The 17,192-nt window shown below is 65.1% G+C and carries 16 protein-coding genes and 4 tRNA genes; 15 read left to right on the top strand and 5 right to left on the bottom strand.

Annotation, left to right across the window (positions count from 1 at the left end; translation table 11 throughout):
* Positions 1 to 153: 153 nt before the first annotated feature.
* Positions 154 to 2,502: a glycosyl hydrolase family 65 protein gene (locus BFL43_RS17015; protein ID WP_084893677.1), complete on the bottom strand. Its 2,349-nt coding sequence runs from the start codon at positions 2,500 to 2,502 to the stop codon at positions 154 to 156.
* Positions 2,499 to 3,236, bottom strand: a complete 738-nt coding sequence (locus tag BFL43_RS17010; protein ID WP_084893692.1) for a beta-phosphoglucomutase family hydrolase — start codon at positions 3,234 to 3,236, stop codon at positions 2,499 to 2,501. Before BFL43_RS17010 ends, BFL43_RS17015 begins: the two co-directional genes overlap by 4 nt.
* Positions 3,237 to 3,302: 66 nt before the next feature.
* Between BFL43_RS17010 and BFL43_RS17005 the strand changes: the two genes are divergently transcribed.
* The 5 genes from BFL43_RS17005 (at position 3,303) to BFL43_RS16985 (ending at position 8,318) form a co-directional block, all read left to right on the top strand.
* Positions 3,303 to 4,004, top strand: a complete 702-nt coding sequence (locus tag BFL43_RS17005) for a dihydrofolate reductase family protein (RefSeq protein ID WP_240498315.1) — start codon at positions 3,303 to 3,305, stop codon at positions 4,002 to 4,004.
* A 61-nt stretch (positions 4,005 to 4,065) separates the two neighbouring features.
* Positions 4,066 to 5,703: a 2-succinyl-5-enolpyruvyl-6-hydroxy-3-cyclohexene-1-carboxylic-acid synthase gene (menD, locus tag BFL43_RS17000; RefSeq protein WP_084893676.1), complete on the top strand. Its 1,638-nt coding sequence runs from the start codon at positions 4,066 to 4,068 to the stop codon at positions 5,701 to 5,703.
* A gap of 101 nt (positions 5,704 to 5,804) precedes the next feature.
* Positions 5,805 to 6,326 carry a hypothetical protein gene (locus BFL43_RS16995; protein WP_084893675.1) on the top strand — a complete coding sequence of 174 codons (522 nt, stop codon included), beginning with the start codon at positions 5,805 to 5,807 and terminating at the stop codon, positions 6,324 to 6,326.
* Between the two features lie 26 nt (positions 6,327 to 6,352).
* Positions 6,353 to 7,510, top strand: coding sequence for a glycosyltransferase family 1 protein (locus tag BFL43_RS16990; RefSeq protein WP_084893674.1), 1,158 nt, complete (start codon positions 6,353 to 6,355; stop codon positions 7,508 to 7,510).
* 118 nt (positions 7,511 to 7,628) lie between these two features.
* Positions 7,629 to 8,318 carry a demethylmenaquinone methyltransferase gene (locus BFL43_RS16985; RefSeq protein ID WP_084893690.1) on the top strand — a complete coding sequence of 230 codons (690 nt, stop codon included), beginning with the start codon at positions 7,629 to 7,631 and terminating at the stop codon, positions 8,316 to 8,318.
* 68 nt (positions 8,319 to 8,386) lie between these two features.
* On the opposite strand, the gene BFL43_RS16980 is transcribed toward BFL43_RS16985, so the two are convergent.
* Positions 8,387 to 9,661 carry a geranylgeranyl reductase family protein gene (locus BFL43_RS16980; RefSeq protein WP_084893673.1) on the bottom strand — a complete coding sequence of 425 codons (1,275 nt, stop codon included), beginning with the start codon at positions 9,659 to 9,661 and terminating at the stop codon, positions 8,387 to 8,389.
* Positions 9,662 to 9,693: 32 nt separating this feature from the next.
* Between BFL43_RS16980 and BFL43_RS16975 the strand changes: the two genes are divergently transcribed.
* Complete coding sequence (locus tag BFL43_RS16975) at positions 9,694 to 10,704, top strand: polyprenyl synthetase family protein (RefSeq protein WP_084893672.1); 1,011 nt, start codon at positions 9,694 to 9,696, stop codon at positions 10,702 to 10,704.
* Between the two features lie 130 nt (positions 10,705 to 10,834).
* Positions 10,835 to 11,692, top strand: coding sequence for a zinc metalloprotease HtpX (gene htpX, locus BFL43_RS16970; protein ID WP_084893671.1), 858 nt, complete (start codon positions 10,835 to 10,837; stop codon positions 11,690 to 11,692).
* 103 nt (positions 11,693 to 11,795) lie between these two features.
* Here htpX and BFL43_RS16965 read toward each other — a convergent pair whose 3' ends face one another.
* On the bottom strand, positions 11,796 to 12,677 hold the full coding sequence (locus tag BFL43_RS16965) for an LLM class flavin-dependent oxidoreductase (protein ID WP_084893670.1): 882 nt from the start codon (positions 12,675 to 12,677) through the stop codon (positions 11,796 to 11,798).
* 132 nt (positions 12,678 to 12,809) lie between these two features.
* A complete protein-coding gene (locus tag BFL43_RS16960; protein ID WP_084893669.1) occupies positions 12,810 to 13,301 on the bottom strand; it encodes a YajQ family cyclic di-GMP-binding protein in 492 nt (163 codons plus the stop codon).
* A gap of 162 nt (positions 13,302 to 13,463) precedes the next feature.
* Here BFL43_RS16960 and BFL43_RS16955 point away from each other — a divergent pair.
* The 8 genes from BFL43_RS16955 (at position 13,464) to nusG (ending at position 17,138) form a co-directional block, all read left to right on the top strand.
* Positions 13,464 to 13,544 (top strand) — tRNA-Tyr (locus BFL43_RS16955).
* 162 nt (positions 13,545 to 13,706) lie between these two features.
* Positions 13,707 to 13,779: transfer RNA gene (locus BFL43_RS16950), tRNA-Thr, on the top strand.
* A gap of 66 nt (positions 13,780 to 13,845) precedes the next feature.
* Positions 13,846 to 13,919 (top strand) — tRNA-Met (locus BFL43_RS16945).
* A gap of 120 nt (positions 13,920 to 14,039) precedes the next feature.
* Complete coding sequence (rpmG, locus tag BFL43_RS16940) at positions 14,040 to 14,207, top strand: 50S ribosomal protein L33 (RefSeq protein ID WP_084834304.1); 168 nt, start codon at positions 14,040 to 14,042, stop codon at positions 14,205 to 14,207.
* Between the two features lie 132 nt (positions 14,208 to 14,339).
* Complete coding sequence (locus BFL43_RS16935) at positions 14,340 to 15,425, top strand: fused (3R)-hydroxyacyl-ACP dehydratase subunits HadA/HadB (protein ID WP_084893668.1); 1,086 nt, start codon at positions 14,340 to 14,342, stop codon at positions 15,423 to 15,425.
* Positions 15,426 to 15,608: 183 nt separating this feature from the next.
* A tRNA-Trp gene (locus BFL43_RS16930) sits at positions 15,609 to 15,681 on the top strand.
* Between the two features lie 106 nt (positions 15,682 to 15,787).
* Positions 15,788 to 16,270: a preprotein translocase subunit SecE gene (gene secE, locus BFL43_RS16925; protein WP_084893689.1), complete on the top strand. Its 483-nt coding sequence runs from the start codon at positions 15,788 to 15,790 to the stop codon at positions 16,268 to 16,270.
* A 43-nt stretch (positions 16,271 to 16,313) separates the two neighbouring features.
* The gene (gene nusG / locus BFL43_RS16920) at positions 16,314 to 17,138 is read left to right on the top strand and encodes a transcription termination/antitermination protein NusG (RefSeq protein ID WP_084893667.1); all 825 of its coding nucleotides are present in this window, start codon (positions 16,314 to 16,316) and stop codon (positions 17,136 to 17,138) included.
* Positions 17,139 to 17,192 lie beyond the last annotated feature (54 nt).

Here is a 17,192-nt window from a genome sequence, read left to right as displayed (position 1 = left end):
CACCTCACCCCAGGAACGGCCTGAAAGGCCGGGGCCACAGGCCCCAGCCCGCCAACTCACCACAACGGCAGCCCATCGCCACAGACCCACACCCAGAACTTCATTTCGAAACAACCCGAATACGCCCCCGGTGAGCGCCGAAGGGGACGAACTTCACCGAGGAGTGCCTTCCCGCTGATACGGCTCGCAGTGTCGTGGCTGCTGCGGGGGCTCGCGATGGTGCAGCATCGGGATCGGCAGCACGGTCTCGCCGGAATGCACCGTGAAGGGTGTGCCGTGGTGCCGCACCTCCATCGGTTCGCCATAGGTGAGTTGATAGGTCGCCTCGTCCGCCCGCACCCGGACCTCGATGCACCGGTCGCGCACAGCCAGTCGGAACGTCAGTCCATGCAGACGGGCCGGCAGACGCGGCGCGAAGGTGATCGACCCGTTGTGGTCGCGCATGCCACCGAAGCCGGCGACGCAGCACAGCCAGGTCCCGGCGAGTGAGGCGATGTGCAGACCACTCGAAGCGTTGTGATGCAGGTCGTGCAGATCGGTCAGGGCAGCTTCGGCGAAGTAGTCGTACGCGAGGTCGAGATAGCCGACCTCGGCCGCGACGATCGACTGCGCACACGCCGACAGCGACGAGTCCCGCACGGTGATCGGGTCGTAGTAGTCGAAGTTCTTGAGCTTCTGTTCCGGGGTGAACGCGTCGCCCCGGAGATACATCGCGAGCACCAGGTCGGCCTGTTTGACGACCTGTTTGCGGTACAGATCCTGGTACGGGTAGTGCAACAGCAGTGGGTAGTTCTCTTTCGGGGTGTTCTCGAAGTCCCACAACGCCTGCCGGGTGAACGACTCGGATTGCTGATGAACGCCCAGGGCCGAATCGAACACCACCAGCATCCGGTCGGCGCAATCGCGCCAGTACGCCATCTCCTCGTCGTCGACCCCGTGGTGGCGAGCGACGGACGGATGTCTCTTGCAGGCATCAGCGGCGTCGCGAAAGTTCTTCTGCGCCATCAGATTGGTGAAGACGTTGTTGTTTGCGACGGCCGAGTACTCATCGGGCCCGGTCACGCCGTCGATGCGGAAGTCGCCGCGCAGGTCGTGGTGGCCGAGGGAGGCCCACGATCTCGCGGTCTCGATCAGCAGCTCCACACCCTGGTTCACCTCGAACTGTTCATCTCCGGTCGCGGCGATGTACTGCGACACCGCGTGGGCGATGTCGGCATTGACGTGGACGGCGGCGCTGCCGGCGGGCCAGTAGCTCGAACACTCGTCACCGTTGATGGAGCGCCACGGGAACATCGCGCCGACCTGGCCCAATTCGATCGCCCTGGCCTTGGCTTTGTCCAGCGTGGAGTGTCGCCACCGCAGCGCGTCCGCGGCTGCCGCGGGCACCGTGTAGGTGAGAACCGGCAGGACGTAGGTCTCGGTGTCCCAGAACGCATGTCCGTCGTAACCGGGTCCGGTGAGGCCCTTGCCCGGGATCGCGCGGGTCTCCCCGCGGGCTCCGGCCTGCAGCACGTGGAAGAGCGCGAACCGCACCGCCTGCTGCAGTTCGGCATCGCCGTCGAGGGTGACATCGGCCGAGCGCCAGAAGTCGTCGAGATACTGGCGCTGGCGGGCCAGGAGTTCATCCCAGCCGTTGTCCAGTGCAGTGGCCAGCGCGGCATCGACCTGTGCGCGCAGCGCCGACGGCGACCGCTGGCTCGACCACCCGTAGGACAAATACTTCACGACGGTGAACTTCTGCCCTGCTTGAACTTTCGCCGTCACCGTGAGGCGAGCGAGGTCGTCGCTGAGGATCTCGCAGTTGACCGAATTGGTGCCGAGCAGTTCATGATCCATGCCGGCTGCCATGCGGAGTCCGGACACTTTGGTGTGGTGACCGAGGACGCCGCGGTGACCCTTCGCTTCGGCGAAGTCGCCGACCAGTGGCCGGTCGAGGGCGGCGGCCAGGCGCGGATCGTTGCCCGGCCGCGGGACATCCTCGTTCGCAAGGAGGTCCGACTGCACCACGATCTCCATCTCGAGATCAAGCGGCTCGACCTCGTACCGGATGGCGGCGATGGCGCGTTCGGTGAACGAGACCAGGCGCGTAGAGCGCACCCGGACCTTTCGGCCGGTGGGTGAGGTCCAGTCGGTGACGCGCTCCAACGTGCCCGCCCGGAAATCTAGCTTCCACTCGTGCTCGTCGGCGTTCCCGTACCGCATGTCCATCGGCTCGTCTTCGACCAGCAACCGGATGATCTTGCCGTTGGTCACGTTGACAACCGTTTGGCCGTCTTCGGGATAACCGTATCCGCCTTCGGCATAGGGCAATTCACGCTGCTCGTAGAAACCGTTGAGGTAGGTGCCCGGATTGAAGACCGGCTCACCCTCCTCGAGGTTCGCGCGCATGCCGATGTGCCCGTTCGACAGTGCGAAGATCGACTCGATCGCCGCCATCGCGTCGGGATCGGTACCCCTCCACGACAGGTGCCAGGGCGCGACCTCGAATCCCGCGAGCCTCATGCGGGCTTCAGCAGATCGGTGAGTGCGGTGACCACGACATCGGCGCCGCCGCTGCGGAGGTTGCCCGCATGAGTGTCACCCCCGGTTCGATCGACGCCGACCACATATCCGAAACCGCCCGCGTGCCCGGCCTGCACCCCGGACACCGCGTCTTCGAAGACCACAGCTTTCTCGGGTGGCACCCCCAGCGCATCGGCCCCGGCCAAGAACGAGTCGGGTGCCGGTTTCCCGACGAGTCCGCGTTCGGCGATCACCTTCCCGTCGATGCGGGCGACGACGAACGGACTCAATCCGGTTGCCTCCAAGATCTGTTCGCCGTTCTTCGACGACGTCACCACCGCGATCTGCAACGAGACCTCCTGAGCTGCTTTCAAATACGTCACGGCGTCGGAATAGGCCTCGGCACCGTCTTTGTCCAGGAGGTCGAGGAACAGTTTGTTCTTCGCATCACCGATGGCGGTGACCGAGGCACCGGTCTCGCCCTGTGTCGGCAAGGTGATGTTCCGCGACTGCAAGAAGCTGACGATCCCGTCGTCCCGGGAACGTCCGTCCACGTAGGTGAGGTAATCGTCCTGGCTGAAGGGTCGCCGCTGCTCGTCGGTGATGTCGGGGTATCCGGCCAGGAACGAATCGAAGGCCTGGGTCCAGGCCTGACTGTGCACGACTGCGGTACTGGTGAGGACACCGTCGAGATCGAAGAGAAGTGCGGTGACGGAATCGGGTAGGCCAATCACGGGTTCGACGGTACCCGTGCTGCGGAATGGTTGCCCTGCGGCGCGCTGCACCGATGAGTTTCGTCGGTGGCGGGTGTCAGACTCATCGACAACAACGGAATGGGTAAAGGGGACAGTTCCATGGCGAAACTGCGAGTGCACAACATCACGATGTCGTTGGACGGCTTCATGGCCGGCCGGGACCAGACCGCTGACGCGCCGATGGGCGTCGGAACGGAAAAGTTGCACTCCTGGGTTTTCGACACCAAGTTCGGTCGCGCGATGATCGGCCAGGAAGGTGGTTCGGAAGGCCTCGACAACGACTATCTCGAGCGCGGTGACGACGGTATCGGCGCAACCATCATGGGACGCAACATGTTCGGGCCGATCCGTGATGAGTGGGATGACAGCGGCTGGCAGGGATGGTGGGGCGACACCCCGCCGTACGGTCACCCCGTCTTCGTGTTGACCCACTACCCGCGGGACCCACTGCCCATGAAGGGTGGCACCACCTTCAATTTTGTCGACGACGGTATCCACAGCGCGCTGGAGCAGGCGTTCGATGCGGCCGACGGTGCCGACGTGCGGCTCGGCGGGGGAGCGTCGGCGATTCGCCAGTACCTGGCAGCAGGATTGGTCGATGAGCTGCATCTGGTCATCTCGCCGGTGGTGATCGGTGGCGGGGAACGCATCTTCGACGGGCTGGACGCCGGGTGGCCGGCGGGTTTCGAAGTAGCCGAGTTCGTGCCGTCCGAGACTGTGACCCACGCGGTGTTGCGGAAGGTGTGACGCGACTGACCTGCGGGTCATGTGATCGCGACCACGTCCGGCGCGAGGCTAGCCTGGTCTGATGAACCCTTCGACCCTGCAGGCCCGAGTGATCGTCGACGAGATGATCCGGGGTGGCGTCCGGGAGGCCGTGCTGTGCCCGGGGTCGCGGAACGCCCCGTTCGCGTTTGCGCTGCATGCGGCCGATGCCGCAGGTCAGCTGCGGTTGCACGTCCGGGTCGACGAGCGGACCGCCGGGTACCTCGCCCTGGGGCTCGCGATCGCCTCCGGCCAGCCCGTTCCCATCGTGATGACCAGCGGTACCGCGGTGGCAAACATGAGTCCAGCCGTGTTCGAGGCCAACTACGCACGCCAGCCACTGATCGTCGTCAGTGCGAACCGGCCCTACGAGCTGCTGGGGTCGGGTGCGAACCAGACCATCGAACAGTTCGGGATCTTCGGAACGCAGGTGCGCGCCGCGATCAGCCTCGGTCTCGCCGAACAGAACCTCGACACCAACAGTCAGTGGCGTTCGGGGGTGGGCCGCGTCCTGGCCGCGGCACGCGGCGCGCGGACCGGCAATGCCGGGCCGGTTCAGTTCGACATCCCGCTGCGTGAGCCGCTGGTACCCGACGCCGGGGTCGCGCCCACCGACGATCTCGGCGAGTACTCCGGACGTCCCGGCGGTGCGCCGTGGACCGTCACCGCCGTCGGCAAACTCGATGTACCCGTCGAGATCGACATCACCGAACCGACCGTGGTGGTCTCAGGTCACGGTGCCGGCTATCGGCCCGAGCTCGCCGCGCTCCCGACCGTGGCGGAACCAACCGCCCCGGCACCACAGAATCCGTTGCACCCCTTGGCATTGTCGGCGCTACGTCCGACCCAGGCGATCATCTGCGGTCGACCGACCCTGCATCGACAGGTGTCGACCCTGCTCGCCGACCCCGAGGTGCGGGTGTACGCGCTGACCACCGGCCCGCGCTGGCCGGACGTGTCCGGCAACGTCCTGGCCACCGGATCGCGGGCCGTCACCAGCGGTGAACCCGACGAGGCGTGGATCAAGTCGTGCGCGCAGGCGCACCAGCGTGCGGTGAGCGCCGTGGATGTGGAGCTGGAACAGTCCGAACACGTCACCGGATTGCACGTGGCGAAGGTGGTCAGCGCCGCGATGGCGCCCGGTGAGCAGCTGGTGGTGGGGGCGTCGAACCCCATCCGCGACGTTGCGCTGGCCGGTCACGTGGGTGCCGACGTGCGAGTGCTCTCCAATCGCGGGGTCGCGGGGATCGACGGCAACGTCTCGACCGCAATCGGTGCCGCGCTCGCCGCCGATGTGCGGACCGTCGCACTGATGGGCGACCTCACCTTCGTGCACGACGCGACCGGACTGCTGATCGGCCCGGCCGAACCACGTCCGCGCCGCCTGACGATCGTCGTCGCCAACGACGACGGCGGCGGCATCTTCGGGCTTCTCGAACAGGGCGATCCCAGGTTCGAGGGCAAGGATTACCTCGGTGCGTACGAGCGCGTGTTCGGTACGCCGCATCACACCGACCTCGCCGCAGTTTGCGCCGGCTTCGGCACGCCGCACCGGGTGGTCACGCTGGCGGAGCTGCCCGCGGTGCTCAATTCCCCGAGCGAGGGGATCGAGGTGATCGAAGTGCGCACCGACCGGTCCCGGCTGCGGTCGCTGCACGCCGCGATCCGCGCAAGGTTGTAATCGCCCCGCCGATCATGCCCTTCCGGCCCGGTGCGCGGCGGTAGAGGCCGGTCACCGCGATGGATTGGGGGCGTCGATGACCGTTTGACTATTGTGGCGTCATGTCTCCCACCGTGCTGCGCCGAGTCCAACTCGGCCTGATCTCGCTGGGAGTGGTCATCACCATCATGATGGCGATCATGGTGGCCGGGACGTACCGCGACGACGTCCTCATCAACAAGGACGAGGCGACCGCCGTGGCCGAGGTGGTCAGTGCGACCCCGACGAAGGCCACCGTCAACTTCTCCACCCCGGACGGCATGTTCCACAGCCCCCGCCTCGGTGTCTTCTACCCGGGGCGGCTGGCAGAGGGACAGCGGATCAGTATCGAGTATTCGCGGGCGAGTCCCGAGTTGGTGCGGGTCGCTGGTCGAAACGCAAGCCTGGCGATCGTGCCTGCGCTGTCGGTGCTGCTGTATTCGTACCTGGTCATCGGTGCGCTCATGGTGCTGTTCGCGGAAGTCTCCCGCCGGAGACGCAGCGGAGCGGAGCTCGACAAGGACGGCAGACGCGGCGGAGCGGAGCTCGACAAGGGACGTTCATCCGAGGTTCCACCAGAGGTCACGGCGACGAAGACCTCCTGACATTTGCCCTGTCCACACTTGGCATCGTGCGAGTGGCAATTGTGTCCGAGAGTTTTCTCCCGAACGTGAATGGCGTCGTCAACTCCGTCCTGCGGGTGGCCGAGCATTTCGACCACACCGGACACGAGGCGATCATCGTCGCGCCCGATACGCCGTGGTCGATGCGGCGAACCGCCCGCGAGACGTCGGGGCCGAGTCGGGTGACCGGTGCCGACGTCCACTACATCCCGTCGGTGATGGTGCCGAAGGTGAGTTCGCTGCCGGTCGGTGTGCCGGCGCCATCGATGTTCCGCGTTCTCGCCGACTTTCAGCCCGACATCGTCCATCTCGCGTCGCCGTTCGTGGTCGGAGCGGCCGGTGCTGCGGCCGCGCGTCGATTGGACGTTCCCGCGGTCGGGGTGTTCCAGACCGACGTCGCCGGATTCGCGGCCAGTTATGGCATGAAGCTCGGCACCCGGGCGGCCTGGGCATGGACCCGCAAGCTGCACAGTGCCTGCGATCGAACGCTGGCGCCGTCGACGGTTTCAGTGAAGGCCCTTCGCGATCAGGGTATTCCGCGGGTCTTCCAGTGGGGCCGCGGTGTCGATGCCGAGCGTTTCAATCCTGGGCGTCGCGACGAGGAATTGCGCGCCCAATGGAGTCCGGACGGCAAGTTGATCGTCGGATTCGTGGGCCGGCTCGCACCGGAGAAACATGTGGAACGGCTCGCGATCCTGTCCGGCCGCAGCGACGTGCAACTCGTGATCGTGGGCGGCGGACCCGAACGCGCACGACTCCAACAGATGATGCCGGACGCCGTCTTCACCGGTGAACTGCGTGGCCTCGACCTTGCCCGTGCCTACGCCAGTCTCGACGTGTTCGTGCACGCGGGCGAACACGAGACGTTCTGTCAGGCCGTACAAGAGGCGATGGCCAGCGGGGTCCCGGCCATCGGACCGGACGCCGGTGGTCCACGGGACCTGATCGGGCACTTCCGGACCGGCTATCTTCTTCCGGTAGAGGGTTTTTCGGAGCGCCTTGTCGATGCTGTGGGCACTCTTCAGGACGCGGGGGTCCGTGCCGACTTCGGCTCAGCCGCCCGCCGCTGGGTGCAGGGTCGCACGTGGTCGGCCATCAGCGATCAGCTGCTGGGGCACTACGACGCGGTGCTCGGCCGGGATCTGGTTGCGCGCCGGTCGGCCTAGGTGGTCGCGGTCGCGATGACGGACACAAACCCACCTCTTCTGGTCAAACCCACGAGGCGCAGACCCGTGGGTTTGACTGGAACTTGTGGGTTTGTCGCGACGCGGTAGCGTGGCACTCATGTCACGTGCATCGCTGGCCAAAGAGCCCGCCGACGTCGCCGCAATGTTCGACGGAGTCGCCGGGCGGTACGACCTGACCAACACGGTGCTCTCGTTCGGCCAGGACCGCGGCTGGCGCACAGCGACTCGCAAAGCCCTGGCGCTGGGCCCCGGCGACGTAGTCCTCGACCTCGCGGCCGGAACAGCTGTCTCCACCGTCGAGCTGGCCCGCTCAGGCGCCGAGTGCGTTGCAGCGGACTTCTCGCTGGGGATGCTCAAGGCGGGGGCGAAGCGGCCTGTCCCGAAGGTTGCCGCAGACGCGCTGCATCTCCCGTTCGGCGACGAAACGTTCGACGCCGCGACGATCTCCTTCGGGTTGCGCAACGTCGCGGACGTCGACGTCGCATTCGCAGAGCTGTTTCGCGTCCTCAAACCGGGTGGGCGAGTGGTGATCTGCGAGTTCTCGACCCCGGTCTTCAACCCGCTGCGCGTGGTCTACATGGAGTACTTGATGAAGGCGTTGCCCGCGGTCGCCACGAAGGTGTCGAGCAACCCGGAGGCGTACGTCTACCTCGCGGAGTCGATCCGCGAATGGCCCGATCAGCCGCAACTGGCCCAGCGGATGCGCGATGCCGGGTTCAACGAGGTCCGCTGGCGAAACCTCACCTTCGGCATCACTGCGCTGCACCGGGGTCTGAAGCCCCGGTAGACCCGGAATTGGTGGGTTCTGGCGACCCCCACCTGGGAAAACGCTCGCCAGAACCCACCAAGATCGGGTCAGGAGAAGGGCGGGCGGGTGTCGATCTTCGAGCTGACGATGCCGGCGGTGCGCCAGGCGCGGGCGATCAGGTCGGTGTCGTCTTCGGTGATCAGGTTGCCCATCACCCGCACGACCATGGACATCAGGGCCGCTGAGCGGATGCCCGGACGGCCCAGCACCGGAACGACCTTCGGGACCGTCAGCACCGCAGCCAGCCGGCGTGCCGCGGAGAACGCCAGCGAGTACCGCGCGCGGAGCAGATCCGGCCAGAGCCCCGAAAGGTCTTTCTCACCAAGAACTTCGACCGCGAATCGCGCGGTTTCGAGTGCATAGTCGATGCCCTCGCCGTTGAGGGGATTGACACAGGCGGCGGCGTCGCCGATGAGCACCCAGTTGGCGCCGGCGACGTTGCTCACGGCACCGCCCATCGGCAACAGTGCGGACGCGATCCGCACCGGCGGGCCGGTGAGCTGCCAGTCGTCGCGTTGAGAGTTGGTGTAATGCTCGATGATCGGGCGCAGCGCCATGTGCGCGGGCCGTTTCTCGGTCGCCAGCGCACCGACACCGATGTTCACCAGGCCCGACTCGGCACCCAACGGGAAGACCCAGCCGTACCCGGGCAGCAGCGCCCCGGCGCCGTCACGCAGTTCCAGATGCGAACCCATCCAGCGGTCGTCGCACCGGCCGGACTCGACGTACGCCCGCGCCGCGACGCCGTATGCGGTGCCGCGATGCCATGCGCGGCCGAGTGAAGTACCCAAAGCGGACTTCACCCCATCAGCGACGATCAACTTCTCGACTTCGATCTGGCCTGGTCCATCCACCGTATTAACTTGCACAGCAGTGACTTTGCCGCCGGTGATGGTGGCGCCCACAGCCTTGACCCCGGACACCATCGCGGCGCCGGCGTCCAGGGCGTGGCGGCGGATGCGGTCATCGAGCTCGGTACGCGCAACTGCACTGCCGTAGTCGGGGAAGTGGTCGGAGGCCTGGGGCCACCGCACCTGCTGGCGTCGGCCCCAGCCCTGCAGGTCCAGACCCTCGATCCGCGGGCCGGTGAAAGCATCCCCGAGCCCGAGCGCGTCGAGCTCGGCGATGGCGCGCGGGGTCAGTCCGTCGCCGCAGGTCTTGTCGCGGGGAAACACCGCGGCGTCGAGGAGCGTCACCTCGTGGCCGGCCTTGGCTGCCGCAGCGGCGGCAGCCGAACCGCCGGGACCTGCACCGACGACCAAGACCTCTGTCCGCGCCGGAATCGGGGTGGGTGCACTCACCCAGTCAGTATCCCGCACCATTAGGCTCGTCCTATGACGGGAGCAGGTCAGGCGTGAAGACGACGTTCGCAGGTCTTGAATTGGAGCCGGAGGCCTTTGCCGCCGATGTAGGTGCGTCGCTCGAGCGTGTCGAGACGTTGCTGCTGGGGGAGTTGTCCTCCGGCGAGGATTTCCTCACCGAGGCGGCCACGCATCTCGCGAAGGCCGGGGGCAAGCGGTTCCGGCCGATCTTCTCCATCTTGTCGGCGCACTTCGGCCCGAATCCGCACGCGGAGGATGTGATCATCTCGGCGACCGTGGTGGAGATGATCCACCTGGCCACGCTCTACCACGACGACGTGATGGACGAGGCCGAACTCCGCCGCGGTGCGGTCAGTGCCAACAGCCGATGGGGCAACAGCGTCGCGATCCTGTCGGGAGACTTCCTGTTCGCCAGAGCATCCCGACTCGTCTCGACGCTCGGGCCGCACGCGGTCCGGATCATCGCCGACACGTTTGCCGAACTGGTCACCGGTCAGATGCGCGAAACCGTCGGCGCCCAGGGCAAGGCCGATCCCGTGGAGCACTATCTGCGGGTGGTGTGGGAGAAGACCGGATCGCTGATCGCGGCCAGTGGCCGATTCGGCGCGATGTCGTCGGGTGCGGACGCCGAGCAGATCGAACGGCTCTCTCGTCTCGGCGACAACATCGGGACCGCCTTTCAGGTCTCCGACGACCTCATCGACATCACCTCGGTCGCCGGGGACTCCGGTAAGAACCCGGGCACCGACCTACGTGAGGGTGTTCACACTCTTCCGGTGCTGTACGCCCTCGCCGACCCCGCCGAGACCCGGATCCGTGAACTGGTTCTCAACCCGGACGGCACGAACCGCCCGATCACCGATGACGCCGAGGTCGCCGAGGCACTGGCGTTGCTCAACAAGTCGGATGGCCTGGTCAGAGCCCGCGCCACCCTGCAGCGCTATGCAGATGCTGCTGAGGAGGAACTGGCTCAACTGCCTGCGGGCCCGGCCCACGACGCGATGAGTTCGCTGGTTCGCTACACGATCGCCAGGGTCGGCTAGGGCCTCCGATCTTGGTGGGTTCTGGCGGACCCCACCTGGGCGAACGGTCGCCCGAACCCACCATCTCGGGAACCCTGGTGAGGCTCTCGTTCGTTGCGGCTCCAGTGCAACAGGGACAGGAGTGAGACACATGGGCGGCCATGCCAACGGACTGAAGACGGTTCTTCTACTGGGCTTCATGTCGGCGATCATCGTGGGGATCGGGGCGGCCTTCAGAAGTCCGGCAATTCTGCTACTCGCCATCGTGCTCGCGGTGGGGTTCAACGCCTACATCTATTTCAACAGCGCAAAGATGGCACTCAAGGCGATGCACGCGCAGCCGGTAACCGAGGTGCAGGCACCCGCGCTGTACCGCATCGTCCGGGAGCTGGCGACGGTCGCCCGACAGCCCATGCCGGCGCTCTACGTCAGTCCCACCGAGGCGCCCAATGCCTTTGCCACAGGCCGTAATCCGAAAAACGCCGCGGTGTGCTGCACGGCGGGTATCCTGCAGATCCTCGACGAGCGCGAGTTGAGAGCTGTTCTCGGACACGAACTCTCCCACGTCTACAACCGCGACATTCTCATCTCGTCCATTGCAGGTGCCATGGCGGCGGTGATCAGCGGCATCGCGAACTTCGCGTTCTTCTTCGGCGGTAACCGCAACAGCGGCGCCAATCCCGTTGTGTTGCTGCTCATCACGTTCCTCGGCCCGATTGCGGCGACAGTCATCAAACTCGCGGTGTCGCGGTCACGTGAGTATCAGGCGGACGCATCCGGCGCCGAGCTGACCGGCGACCCACTGGCTCTGGCTTCGGCGCTGCGGAAAATCTCCGGCGGCGTACAGATGGCGCCCTTGCCGCCCAATCCCGACCTCGCCGCGCAGTCGCATCTGATGATTGCCAACCCATTTCGCGCCGGTGAGCGGATGAGCAAGGTCTTCGCCACCCACCCGCCGATGGAAGATCGCATCCGCCGACTCGAAGAAATGGCGGGCGGTCGGCGGTAAGGGCCCGCTCGGCGGTCAGTTCGGCGCGCTGGGCGGCCTTTTCGGCACGGTGGGCGGTCAGTTCGGCACGCTGCGGCGTTTTCGGCATGTCGGGCGCGTCAGGTCAGGTCAGGTCGCGGACTACCTCGGCGACCTTGTCGAGCTGGCTGATGTCAGAGCTCGTCGGGATGAGGTGGACCTCATCGGTGCCGGCGGCGGCGAACGCCGACAAGGTCTCGGCGAGTTCGTTTTTCGAACCCGACCACCCGGTGGTGGGTGCGATCGCGTCGACGAAATCGGTCGGAATCCAGTTCATGTAGCGCCGCAGATGGTGATGGATCTGTGCGCGTGCGGGTTCGGCATCGCCGAGCGCGAACCAGAATGACGTCGCCAGGTGCGGCGGCTTCTTTCCGGCCTCGGCCCAGGACGTGGTCGCGGCATCGAACAACTCGCGCTGTTTGGCGACATCGAGATCCAGTGTGGTGCCCGCCAAACCGTCGGCCCACGCGGCCGCGCTCCGAACCGTCTTGGGTCCGATGGTGCCGACGAGCAATCTCGGGCCGCCCTCTTGAACCGGCGACGGTCCGACGGGGAGGACCGAGTCGGTCATCCGTTCGCCTGCCCAGACCCGCTTCATCACGGCAACCCGATCGGCCATCTGCCGCATGGTCTGGGTCTTCGGGTCGGCGCTCACCGATCGGTAATCCTCGTGCCTGCCGCCGACCCCTAGCCCCACCGTGAGCCGGCCGTCACTGATCACGTCGCCGGTGGCGAGGGCCTTGGCCAGCATCACCGGGTCGTGCAACTGGGGGACGATCACAGTGGTCACCAAGCGCACCCGCTCGGTCCACGCGGCGACAGCGCCGAGCAGCGTCAGGCTGTCCGGATTGTCGAACGCGATGCGTTCACCCCAGCAGAGCGACGAGAACGGTCCTTCGTCGATCGCCTTCGCCCAGGTTCTGAGCACGGTCGCATCGAGGTCCGGTTCCATCACCGGCAACGTCATTCCCACCTGCACGGGCCTGATTCTGCGGCATCAACAGCCCGTACGTCCCTGAAATCGTCCCCCTGAGGGGTAGCAAAGGGAAATATGCCCTCGGCGACCCCTGAGAGGGACGATCTCAGGGAGAAATCATGACTACCGGTAGTTCACGAACTGCAGGGCGATCTCGAAGTCCTTGCCCTTGAGCAAAGCGATCACTTCCTGCAGGTCGTCCCGCTTCTTGCTCGAAACCCTGAGCTCCTCGCCCTGGATCTGCGCTTTGACACCCTTGGGGCCCTCGTCGCGGATGGCCTTGGTGATCTTCTTGGCCTTCTCGGAGTCGATGCCTTGCACCAGGGTGCCGGTGACCTTGTACGTCTTGCCCGACCCGATGACCTCGCCGGCGTCGAACGCCTTGAGGGAGATGTCGCGGCGGATGAGTTTTTCCTTGAACACCTCGAGTCCGGCCTGTGCGCGTTCCTCGGCGTCGGAGGTGATCACGATGTTCTCTTCACCGGACCATTCGATCTTGGTGTTGGTGCCACGGAAGTCGTAGCGCTGCGACAGCTCTTTGGCCGCCTGATTGAGGGCGTTGTCGACCTCTTGCCGATCGAGCTTGCTGACCACGTCGAACGATGAATCTGCCATAACGGTCAAGCGTAGCCGCGCAGGTGCCCCCGCTCGCGCAGCATGGGTCCAAAACATCAAAAGGGGGCCACCTGTACTGGGCATTTGTGTTCTGGGGCCCTGCCCGATGTAATGTTTCCCGCGTTGCTTTCCGCCGGTCCAAAAGACTGCGGGAGGCAGCTTGCCAGGTTGCCCGAGCGGCCAAAGGGAGCGGACTGTAAATCCGCCGCGCAAGCTACATAGGTTCGAATCCTATACCTGGCACAGCACCAAGAACTCGGCCTCGAGCTGGCTCGACCAGCCCGGGGTCGTTTGGTGCGAGGAGGATGAGAGAACACGCGATTTGGCACGCGCCAGCGCCGCTGTGTAATCTCGTTAAGGCCCTTCGCGAGGGCGCCGGAGACGGTGCCGATGTGAGAGGCGAACGCCCCCTTAGCTCAGTCGGTAGAGCGTTTCCATGGTAAGGAAAAGGTCGACGGTTCGATTCCGTCAGGGGGCTCGCTGGACTCAGATCTCGATGAACGCGCTGCCGGCAGCGGCGCGCGGCAGTCGGGATCCGGGCCATGGCGGTGTAGCTCAGTTGGTTAGAGCGAACGACTCATAATCGTTAGGTCGCCGGTTCGAGTCCGGCCATCGCTACGATGCACACGACGTGCCGCTCACGGCGACACAACAACGTGGAGCCCTTCGGGGGCAACACACCAGACGTGACGTCCCTCGGGGCCGTCGCACCACACGATCCACCTGAAAGGCAATCCCGTGGCCTCCTCAACAGACGTGCGCCCCAAGGTCACCTTGGCCTGCGAGGTTTGCAAACACCGCAACTACATCACCAAGAAGAACCGTCGCAACGATCCCGATCGTCTCGAGATCAAGAAGTTCTGCCCGAACTGCGGCAAGCACCAGAACCACAAGGAATCGCGCTAGACCGCTTCAGGCGGTCAGCAGACCGCCTGACATGACCGGGGACGCGAAAGTGTGCCCGGTCTTTGGTCTTTTCTGCGCACCCGGCACTGCCCAGCCGGCGAGGCGATAGTCGAAAGTTAGAGGTCTTCTCGAGTGACGGATGCGAGCCAGAGCAAGGTAGCCGAGCGGGTCGAGGCCCTGCAGCAGGGCGTCAAGCTGACTCCCGACGAGATCGCGGCGCACACCCAGGAAATGGTCGGCTTCAAGTACACCGTCGACGATTACTACGAGGTCGGCCGTGAAAAGGTGCGCGAACACGCCCGAGCCGTCCAGGACACCAACCCGGTGCACTGGAACGAAGCCAAGGCGCGCGAGATGGGTCACGACACCCTCGTCGCAGCACCCACCTTCGTCTCTGTCCTCGGCATCATCGCCCAGCGACGTCTCTTCGAAGACGTGATCACCGGCTACGACCTCTGGCAGATCATGCAGAGCGATCAGCGGCTCGTCTTCCATCAACCGATCAAGGTCGGCGACCAACTGATCTGTGATGTATCGCTCGATTCGTTCCGTCAGATGTCCGGGACCGATCTGATGGTCACCAAGAACGTCATCTGGAATCAGCGGAACGAACCGGTGATGACCACCTGGACATCTCTCGCGGCACGCGCAGCGATCGAGGTCGATCCGGAACTGGTCGACAAGATCGAACACGTGATGATGCAGGAGCCCGTCGGCATCGACCCCGGCAAGACCGTCACCGGTCCCTTCGCCCGCTACGAAGACCCCGATCCCGAGGTCGCCCCGCTGCCGTACGGCGCGATCAACTTTGACGAGTTGACCGTCGGCCAGGAGATCCCGGCTCGCACGTTCAAGCTCACCCGCGGCAACCTCATCAACTACGCCGGGGTGGCGGGTGACCCGAACCCGATCCACTACAGCGACGAGGTCGCCAAGGTCGCCGGACTGCAGGACGTCGTCGCGCACGGCATGCAGACGATGGGACTCGGCGCGAGCTTCATCGGCGAGTTCATCGGCGACCCTGCAGCGATCCACGAGTACAACGTCCGCTTCACCAGCCCGGTGTACGTGCCTGCCGGTGATTACGCGGCCGTGGACTTCACGGGCAAGGTGAAGTCGCTGGACCCCCAGACCCGCCGTGGCCAGCTCTCGATCGTGGCCAAGCAGGGTGATCGCAAAATCTTCGGGCGAGCACTCGCCAGCGTGCAGTTCAACTGATCATGTGCGTCTTCGGAGCTGGTTGGAGTTCCACCCACCCGGTGACGTACACTCGAATAGTCGTCAGCTCTATTTCAACTTGCGCGCTGCCCTAAGGGTGGCGCGTTGGTTTTGTGTAGTGCAGACGCCGGGTCGACGGAGCCCCGGTGACCATCTCGGTGGTCGTCGGCGAAGTCGGCCCAAAGGGGCGTAGCTCAACTGGCAGAGCAGCGGTCTCCAAAACCGCAGGTTGCAGGTTCAAGTCCTGTCGCCCCTGCCCTTGATCGTGTGAAAGCACCTCAGGGCACCCGATGTCAGCTGCCAGGCAGCCGGACCAGCTGGTCCAACTGCAGGCATCCGACTTCAGCCACGAGAGGAACAAGTTGAGCAAGCGCGACCGTGCCGAACGCGCCAAGAACGCGGCTGAGTCGACCGACGAGGTCGAGCTCGACAGCTCTGTGGACTCCGAAGCGGATTCGGCAGGCGAGACCGGCAGCGGCGACACCGCCACCGTGGCCCGTCCGAGCGGCAAGCGTTCGCCCCGTGGCAAGCGTCCGAGCCTCGCCAAAGACGACGATGGCGACGACGACGCGGGGTCGGCAGTTGCCACCAAAGAAAAGACCAAAGACAAGAAAACCGACGGTAAGCGCAAGCGCGTCAAGCCTGAGGACAGCCGCAACCCGTTCATCAAATTGTGGGTGTTCCTCACGCAGGTTGTCAGCGAGCTCAAGAAGGTCATCTGGCCGACTCGCAAGCAACTGATCCAGTACACGATCATCGTGCTGATCTTCGTGATCATCATGGTCGCGTTCATCTCCGCACTGGATCTGGCGTTCGCAAAGGCCGTTTTGTGGCTGTTCGGGTGATCAACCCGTTCGGCCGCTTCGAGGAAAAGGAGCGTGGGCTGCAGTGAGCACCCCCGAGAACGACGCTGTTACCAGCGAGACAGAGACCGACGTCATCGACGAGGCAGTCGGTGATTCGGAGGCTGTCGACAGTGCCGTCTCCGATTCCGACGACTCCGATGTGGACGTGACCGGCGAAGCCGAGATCGCCGCAGAGGTCAGCGAGGATGCCTCCGATGAGGAAGCTGTCGTCGAGCCCGAGGAAGAAGAAGATCCGGTCGAGGCGCTGCGCAAGTCCCTCAAGAAGGCTGCAGGCGACTGGTACGTGATCCACTCCTACGCCGGGTACGAGAACAAGGTGAAGGCCAACCTCGAGACCCGCGTGCAGAACCTCGATGTCGGTGACTACATCTTCCAGGTCGAGGTTCCGATCGAAGAGGTCACCGAGATCAAGAACGGCCAGCAGAAGAAGGTCAACCGCAAGGTCCTTCCCGGCTACATCCTCGTGCGCATGGAACTCAACGACGAGTCGTGGGGCGCGGTGCGTAACACCCCCGGCGTCACCGGCTTCGTGGGACTGACCTCGCGTCCGTCGCCGTTGTCCATGGACGACGTCCTCAAGTTCCTCCTGCCGCGCGTCGAGCCCAAGAAGGCCACAGGCAAATCCAGTTCCGACGGCGGCGCCGATCTGGCTGCCGCATCGGCACCGGTCATCGAGGTCGACTTCGCGGTCGGCGAATCGGTCACCGTCATGGACGGCCCGTTCGCGACGTTGCCCGCCTCGATCAGCGAGGTCAACGCCGAACAGCGCAAGGTGAAGGTGCTCGTCTCGATCTTCGGTCGCGAGACCCCGGTCGAACTCGCCTTCAATCAGGTCGAGAAGATCTGACGATCCGGCAGGTTGAAAAGATCTAACAGATTTTCGCGTCTCCAGCGGGCGCGA

The sequence above is a fragment of the Williamsia sp. 1135 genome (assembly GCF_002095395.1).
GTDB lineage: Bacteria > Actinomycetota > Actinomycetes > Mycobacteriales > Mycobacteriaceae > Williamsia.
This window is presented reverse-complemented; position numbering and strand designations above follow the sequence as displayed.

What these genes read in the sequence shown, in the direction of transcription:
- BFL43_RS16985 (WP_084893690.1), top strand. Translation starts at nt 7,629, where the DNA reads ATGTCACGTGCATCGCTGGCCAAAGAGCCCGCCGACGTCGCCGCAATG.
- BFL43_RS17015 (WP_084893677.1), bottom strand. Translation starts at nt 2,502, where the DNA reads ATGAGGCTCGCGGGATTCGAGGTCGCGCCCTGGCACCTGTCGTGGAGG.
- BFL43_RS16995 (WP_084893675.1), top strand. Translation starts at nt 5,805, where the DNA reads ATGTCTCCCACCGTGCTGCGCCGAGTCCAACTCGGCCTGATCTCGCTG.
- BFL43_RS16960 (WP_084893669.1), bottom strand. Translation starts at nt 13,301, where the DNA reads ATGGCAGATTCATCGTTCGACGTGGTCAGCAAGCTCGATCGGCAAGAG.
- BFL43_RS16980 (WP_084893673.1), bottom strand. Translation starts at nt 9,661, where the DNA reads ATGGTGCGGGATACTGACTGGGTGAGTGCACCCACCCCGATTCCGGCG.
- menD (WP_084893676.1), top strand. Translation starts at nt 4,066, where the DNA reads ATGAACCCTTCGACCCTGCAGGCCCGAGTGATCGTCGACGAGATGATC.
- BFL43_RS16965 (WP_084893670.1), bottom strand. Translation starts at nt 12,677, where the DNA reads ATGACGTTGCCGGTGATGGAACCGGACCTCGATGCGACCGTGCTCAGA.
- htpX (WP_084893671.1), top strand. Translation starts at nt 10,835, where the DNA reads ATGGGCGGCCATGCCAACGGACTGAAGACGGTTCTTCTACTGGGCTTC.